The following is a 7460-nucleotide window of genomic DNA, read 5'->3' as shown; positions in this document are numbered from 1 at the left end:
GGTGCCGCGTCGGCCGGTCGCGCCAGTGTCGGCTCCGCGTCGGTCGGCGGACGTGCCGCGGTCGCCAGGGCCAGTGTCTCCCCGGTCTCCGGCGGCCCCGGTGGACCGGGCGGGCCGAACGGTCCGGGGCGCGGCGGTCGAGGCGGTCGCGGCGCCGGTGATCCGGCCGGGGCGGGCCGTGCCAAGAAGCGCAAGCGGATGAACCTGCTGATCGCCGGGTTCGCCGTCTTCATCATGCTCGCCGGCATCGGCGTGGTCGGGTTCACCTACTACTCGACCAACGTGGTCATGCCCAACGAGATGCCGCTGCCGCTGTCCACCACCGTCTACGCCAAGGACGGCAAGACCCCGCTGGCGCGGCTGGGCAGCGAGAACCGCACCTTCGTCACCATCAACCAGATCCCGGAGCACGTGCAGCACGCGGTGGCCGCCGCCGAGGACCGGAACTTCTACCGGCACTCGGGCGTCGACTACAAGGGCATCGTCCGCGCCGCGTGGAACAACGTCTCCAACGGTGACAAGCAGGGCGCCTCCACGATCACCCAGCAGTACGCCCGCAACGCGTTCGAGAACCTCAAGGACGACACGTACGGCCGGAAGGTCAAGGAGGCCATCCTCGCCTCCAAGCTGAACGACACGTACAGCAAGCCGGAGATCATGCAGCACTACCTCAACGTGATCTACTTCGGACGCGGCGCGTACGGCATCGAAGCGGCGGCGCAGACGTACTTCGGCAAGTCTGCGATCAAGCTCACCCCCGCCGAGGGCGCGGTCCTGGCCGCGTTGATCAAGCAGCCGCAGGCGACCGACACCCACAAGGGCTACGACCCGGCCGTCAACCTGCCGGACGCCAAGACGCGGTGGGACTACGTGATCGGCGGCATGAAGAAGGAGGGCTGGTTGGACGCCCCCAACCAGCCGGCGGCACCCACCGAGTACCCCAAGGTCCTGCCGCCGAAGAAGGACGGCAACGGCTTCGGTGTCGACAGCCCGCGAGGCAACGTCATCAACTACGTCCGCCAGGAAATGGACCAGATGGGTCTCTGCTCCGACAGCGGCGCGGAGGGCAAGGTCAGTTGCGTCGACGCCCTGCGGGACGGCGGCTACCGGATCACCACCACCATCGACCCGAAGCTCCAGGCGGCCGCCGAGAACACCGCGATGCAGTCGAAGAAGGGCTCCGAGCTCAACGACCAGCCGAAGAACCTGATGGCGGCCATGGTCTCGATCGACCCGAAGAAGGGCCGCGTGCTCGCCTACTACGGCGGTGACAGTGGCGCGGACTTCGACTACGCCGGCAAGAACACCGACAAGAACGGCGACCTGACCGGCGGCCACCAGCCCGGCTCGTCGATGAAGGTCTACACCCTGGCCGCCGCCATCGAGGCCGGTATCTCCGTGAAGTCGCACTGGGACGCGACGCCGTTCACGCCCCCAGGTTCGGACACCGAACTCGGCAACGCGAACCGGGGCGCCGGCATCTGCGGCAAGTGGTGCACCCTGGAGACCTCCACGGTCCAGTCGTACAACGTGCCGTTCTACTACGTGACCGACAAGATCGGCTCAAGCAAGGTCGTCGACCTCGCCCGCCGCGCCGGCGTCACCACCATGTGGGGAGTCGACCCGCCCCAGGCGTTCGACCTGTCCAAGGCCGGCAAGGAGAAGAACCCGTTCGACCAGTACGTGGGTTTCGGTAAGTACCCGATCACCGTGCTGGACCACGCGAACGGCCTGGCCACGCTGGCGAACGACGGCATATACATCAAGGCGCACTTCGTCGTCAAGGTCGAGCAGCAGGACAAGGACACCGGCAAGTGGAAGGTCCTCGGCAGCGAGCGGATCAAGCCGGAGCAGCGGATCGACAAGAAGGTCACCGATGAGGTCGCCGGCGTCCTGAAGCAGATCCCCGGCCCGAACAAGCTCAGCCTGGAGGGCGGCCGGCAGGCCGCCGGCAAGACCGGCACCTGGGAATACGACAAGGACGACAACGCGCACGCCTGGATGGTCGGCTACACACCGCAGATCGCCACCGCGGTCTGGGTGGGCAGCCGGGATCCGAAGAAGCCGGAAATCCGCATGACCGGCGGTAAGGACATCGGCGGTTCGACGCTCCCAGGTCCGATCTGGGAGAAGTACATGAACGTCGCGCTCAAGGGCCAGGAGGAGGTCCCCCTGCCCAGCGTCACCGGGGAGGGTGACGTCACGGCGGGCAACGGCAAGGAGACGGTGGTGACGCCGCCGACCATCCCGGGTCTGCCGGGCGGGCCGGGTGGACCCGGTGGGCCCGGTGGGCCGGGCGGGCAACCCTGTGACCCGCTGACCAACCCGTTCTGCCCGCGTACCGACGGCAACCCCGGCGGCAACGGTGGGCCGGGAAACGGCGGGCCAGGAAACGGTGGGAACGGCGGAAACGGCGGCGGGCTGCTGCTACCCGGCCTGCCACCGACCACCCGGGACTGACCACCCGCATCGCTACACGACGCCGCAGCCGGCCGGACGACCTGTCCGACCGGCTGCGGCGTTTCCCTACCCGGATCCGCGTGCCGGGACGGGACGCGCACCCCCGCCGTACGGCAGGATGCCTTTCCATGAGCACCCAGTCGACGCCCGGCATCGACGACGCCGGAACCACCGACCACCCGTCCCGCTCCGACGGGTTCGTCCGCGGCATCTCCGGCGCGATCGGCGGGCCGCTGGGCGACCACGCGACGGCCCTGGACCGGCCAGCCGGCGGGGAACGCCGTTTCTGGACCGCCGTCCGGATCGTGCTGGCGCTGGTCTGCCTCACGCTCGCCCTGCACTGGGTGCAGAAGTCTCCCTGCCAGAACGGGGCCTGGCAGAACAACGTCCAGTACACCCGGTTCTGCTACACCGACGTGCTCGCCCTCTACTACGCCGAAGGGCTCAACGAGGGCAAGGTGCCCTACCGCGACCACCCGGTCGAGTATCCGGTGCTCACCGGCTACTTCATGGGTGCGCTGGGTCTGCCCGTGCACGCCCTTGGCGACGGCGACCCGAGCATCAACCAGGGTCAGTGGTTCTACAACCTGAACGCGCTGGTGTTGGGCGCGCTCGCGGTGGCCACGGTGGCGGTGATCCTGGCGCTGCGCCGCCGACGACCCTGGGACGCTGCGCTGTTCGCGCTCGCCCCGGCGCTGGTGCTCACCGCCACCGTCAACTGGGACCTGCTCGCCATCGGGTTGGCCGCCTTCGGTCTGCTGGCCTGGGCGCGACGACGACCAGCGGTGGCCGGTGTGCTGCTCGGCCTGGCGGGCGCGGCGAAGCTCTGGCCACTGTTCCTGCTCGGCCCGATCCTCATCCTGGCGCTGCGCGCCGCCCGGATCCGCGCCGCTCTCATCGCCATCGGCACGGCGATCGCGGCGGTGGTGCTGGTCAACCTGCCGGCCGCACGGTTGTACCCGGAGAACTGGGACCGGTTCTTCGAACTGAACACGACGCGGCCCATCGACTGGGGAACGCTCTGGTACATCGGTCGCTACCTGGACGGCAAGGTCGGCAGCGACCCCGCCCGGCTCGGTCCGTTCGAATGGCTGAACGTCAACATTCCCGCCCTCAACACCATCTCGTACGCCCTGTTCGGACTGGCCTGCCTCGGTGTGGCCGTGCTGGCGCTGCGGGCGCCGCGTCGGCCGCGGCTGGCGCAGCTCGCGTTCCTCGTGGTCGCCGCGTTCCTCATCTTCAGCAAGGTCTGGTCCCAGCAGTTCGTGCTCTGGCTGCTGCCGTTGGTGGTGCTGGCCCGGCCGAAGTGGGGTGCCTTCCTGGCCTGGCAGGTCGCCGAGGTCTGCTACTTCGTGGCCTTCTACGGCGAGCTGCTCGGCGCGGCCACCAGCCGTCCGGTCTTCCCGGAGGGTGTGTTCGTACTGGCCTCGACGCTGCGGCTGGCCACCGTGGTGGTGCTCTGCGTGCTCGTCGTTCAGGAGATCCAGCACCCCGAGCGGGACGCGGTACGGGCCAACTACCTGGACGACCCGGACGGCGGAGTCCTCGACGGCGCGCCCGACGCCCCCTGGCTGGACCGCTGGCGCCGCCGCGAGGACAAACCCGAGCAGGAGTTCGCCGCGGCCAGCTGACCCAGCTCGAACACGGCCTGGACCACGTCAGGTTTTCGGGGGAGCCCGCCCGGCGCAGGGATCAAGCCTGATCGCCCGGAGCCGGGCTGCTCCCCCGAAAACCGCCCGTCAGACCGGCAGGACTGTCACAGCCGGTACACCACGGCGTCGCCCACATCCTGCCGGCTGATGCCGAGCGACTCGACCGGCGCGTCGATGGTGATCTCCCATGGCGTGCCGGGCACCTGACCCCGCAACAGCACCACCGTGCGGACGCCGAGCGTGCGCAGGTAGTCGACGCTGGTCTGGTCGGGGAACGACTGGCTCACCCGGCGGACGTCGTCGAGCTGACGCGGCGTGAAGCCGCTGCCGCCGTTCACCACGTCCGGGAATCCGCTGGTCGACCAGAGCATCACGTGCTGGTCCAGGCTCTGGTTGCTGGGCAGCACCAGCAGCGGTCCCTCCGCCGTGCGCAGCGCGGCCGGTTGGGTCGGCACCACCGGATGAGGGGTGGTGTTCAGGCCCTCGACGGTCACCAGCAGCAGCGGCAGCAGGGTGGCCAGCCGCAGCCACGGGCCCGGCCAGGACGGGATCCGCTGGGCGGCCAGGTCACGGACCCGGTCGGTGAGCGCGGTGACCGCGCCCGCCGCGAGCAGGGCGAGCAGCAGCGTGGTCCAGAGCATCAACCGACCCGGGGTACGCAGCGCGTTCCAGCCCGGCGCGTGCTCGAAGAGCGGCAGATAGGTGAAGGTGCCGTCGAAGAAGCGGGTGCCCATCGCGAGGACCATGGTCACCAGCACCCCGGCGAGCAGGAACAGCCGGTGCCGCAGCCGCCACACCGAGAAGAACAGCCCGCCGGCGGCCAGCGCGTAGAGCACGAAGCCCGGCAGCAGGGTCATCTCCGGGTGCCACGGCAGCGCCGCGCGGGCACCCTCGTGCAGCCCACCCCAGATCCGTGACTCGGCGGGCGCGGTCACGAAACCGGTCGCCGGCGGCGAGAAGATGCTGATGTCGCCGACCGTCCGCTCGGCGTACGGGTGCAGCTCCGTCACCTTGAAATAGGGGTACGCCAGGAGAAGACCCACCCCGGCGAAGAACACCCCGCCGAGCACGTCGGCCACGAGCAGCCGGCGGCCGAACGGCAGGGCCTGGCCGGTCCGGAGCCGGCGAACGAGGAACAGGACCGCGGCGACGAGCACCGCACCGGCGAGGAAGTACGCGAACGGCAGACCGATGCCGAAGCCGAGGCTGAGCTGCCAGGCCGCGACCAGCCAGCCGGCGTACACCCAGCCGTCGTGCCGGCGTTCGGGCCGGTAGCCGTGCCTCAGCGACCAGCCGTGCCCGCGCGCCAGCATGGCCAGCGCCAACGGGATCCCGCCGTTCGAGAGCACGTGCAGGTGCCCGGCCTGGGCCAGCAGCCACGGCGCGTAGGTGTACGCGACCCCGGCGACGGCGGCACCGATCCGGCCCGAGCCGAGCTGCCGGGCCAGCGCGTACGCCCCGAGCGTCGCGAGCGCGTGCGCCAGCACGAACATGATGTTGTAGCGCAGCACCGCGTCCTCGGGACCGCTGCCGAGCATGCCGGCCGGGGCGTAGCCGAGCAGCGTGTCGGAGAACGCGAAGCTCCACAGCTCGGGGAAGAACGTGTTGGACTGCCACAGGCGCGCCGGGTCGGCCAGCAGGATGTGCCCGGACCAGGCCATCTGCCAGCTCTGCAGGCTCGGGTCCCAGTAGTCCTGCGGAAGGGTGTAGCGCGGGTAGCGCAGCGTCGGCCAGGTCATCAGCACGGCCAGCGCCAGCGCGCCGAGGGCCGCCAGCGTCCACTCGTGGACCAGGAACCGGCCGACGGCCCGTACCGCCCGGGTGAGCGGAGAGGGCACCGGTTCCGGTGCGGAGGCGAAGGCATCCCAGCGGTCGGATCCCTCCGCCGTCTTCACCTGGCCGTCGGACTTCCCGTCCGCGTCCTTGGCATCGCCTTCGGCGGTCGCAGCCGCCGCGACGGCGCCCTTGCCGGCCCTACCCCTGGCGAACCAGCGCCTGACCGGTTTCTCCCCGGCCAGGTCGCCCTTGGTCGCAGCATCCTTGGGGCCGTCACCCTCGGCCGTCTCGTCCTTGCCCGCGTCGCCCTTGGTCGCGGCGTCCGTGAGGCTGCCGTTCTTGGCCGTGCCGTTCTTGGCCGTGCCGTTCTTGGCCGTGCCGTCCTTCGGGGCGCTGTCCGGCGACGCGTCCCGCTCGGGGCCGTCGATCGACTCGCCCGTCGTGGCGGCGTCGGCGTCGTACCCGCGTTGCTGGCCGGGCGGTCCGTGGCGCCGGTCGTCGCGTCGGAGGCCATGGCGGCGGTGCGTGCCGGCGGGGCGGGAGTGCCGGCGGACGAGGTGGCCGGTCGGATCTCCGATTCGCCGGGGGTGGGGGCGTTCCCGGTCCCGGGCTGTCCGGTCGTCATGCCGCCGGGCTCTCCGCGCCGAGCTGCTGGCGCAGGAAGTCGATGTCGGCGGCCTGGCCGGTGACACCGCCGGGGGTCTCGACGACCACCGGCGCGCCGGCCGCCCGGATCACCGCGACCACCAGCTCCGGATCGATCGTCCCACCGCCCAGGTTGTCGTGGCGGTCCTGTCCGGAGTTGAACGCGCCCTTGGAGTTGTTGGCGTGCACCAGGTCGATCCGTCCGGTGATCGCCTTGACCCGGTCGACCAGGCCGAGCAGCTCCTCGCCACCCGCGTACGCGTGGCAGGTGTCCAGGCAGAAGCCCACCTCGTGGTCACCGATGGCGTCCCACAGCCGGGCGAGCGCGTCCAGGCGCCGGGCGCACGCGTTGTCGCCGCCGGCCGTGTTCTCGATGAGGACGGGGACGCCGAAGCCACCGGAGTCGGCGGCGTACGCGAAGGTCTTGCGCCAGTTGTCGAAGCCGACGGCCAGGTCGTCCCCGGCGTTGACGTGCCCCCCGTGGACGATCAGACCCTTGGCGCCGATCGCGGCGGCGGCGGTGGCGTGCCCGAGCAGCAGCTTGCGGCTGGGGATCCGGATCCGGTTGTTCAATGTCGCCACGTTGATCACGTACGGCGCGTGCACGTACAGATCCACCTCTGCCGCGCGCAGCCGCTCGGCGTCCTCCCGCGGTTTGGGGGCCTTCCACCCCTGCGGGTCGGAGAGGAAGAACTGCACGGTGTCGGCGGACCGGGCGGCTGCCTCCGCCAGCGGGTCGGTCGAATCGACGTGAGCTCCGATACGCATGCGAGCGAGCCTACGTCGCGAGCCCGACAGGTGGGGCGACGGTCGGCGTGGTGTCGGGAAGGGTTCACGTCACCGTACGGACCGACGATCGTTGATGAGTTGGAGCCGGCGGCCAGCGCTTGGTACCGCCGGCGGCCAGCGCTTGGTACCGCCGACGGC

General features: G+C 70.7%; 4 protein-coding genes. 2 read left to right on the top strand and 2 right to left on the bottom strand.

Features of this window, described 5'->3' with window-relative positions; genetic code table 11:
* Nucleotides 1-2460: transglycosylase domain-containing protein (locus tag JNW91_RS15245; protein WP_203175828.1), on the top strand; the 2460-nt coding region annotated here is incomplete at its 5' end.
* A gap of 128 nt (nt 2461-2588) precedes the next feature.
* Nucleotides 2589-4091, top strand: a complete 1503-nt coding sequence (locus JNW91_RS15240; RefSeq protein ID WP_203175826.1) for a glycosyltransferase family 87 protein — start codon at nt 2589-2591, stop codon at nt 4089-4091.
* A gap of 125 nt (nt 4092-4216) precedes the next feature.
* On the opposite strand, the gene JNW91_RS15235 is transcribed toward JNW91_RS15240, so the two are convergent.
* A complete protein-coding gene (locus JNW91_RS15235; protein ID WP_407664324.1) occupies nt 4217-6316 on the bottom strand; it encodes a hypothetical protein in 2100 nt (699 codons plus the stop codon).
* Nucleotides 6317-6509: 193 nt separating this feature from the next.
* Nucleotides 6510-7301 carry a deoxyribonuclease IV gene (locus JNW91_RS15230; protein ID WP_203175817.1) on the bottom strand — a complete coding sequence of 264 codons (792 nt, stop codon included), beginning with the start codon at nt 7299-7301 and terminating at the stop codon, nt 6510-6512.
* Between the last annotated feature and the right edge of the window lie 159 nt (nt 7302-7460).

Source organism: Micromonospora parastrephiae (assembly GCF_016802865.1).
GTDB lineage: Bacteria > Actinomycetota > Actinomycetes > Mycobacteriales > Micromonosporaceae > Micromonospora > Micromonospora parastrephiae.
Note: the sequence above shows the minus strand (reverse complement) of the source record. Positions and strands in the feature narration are given on the sequence as shown.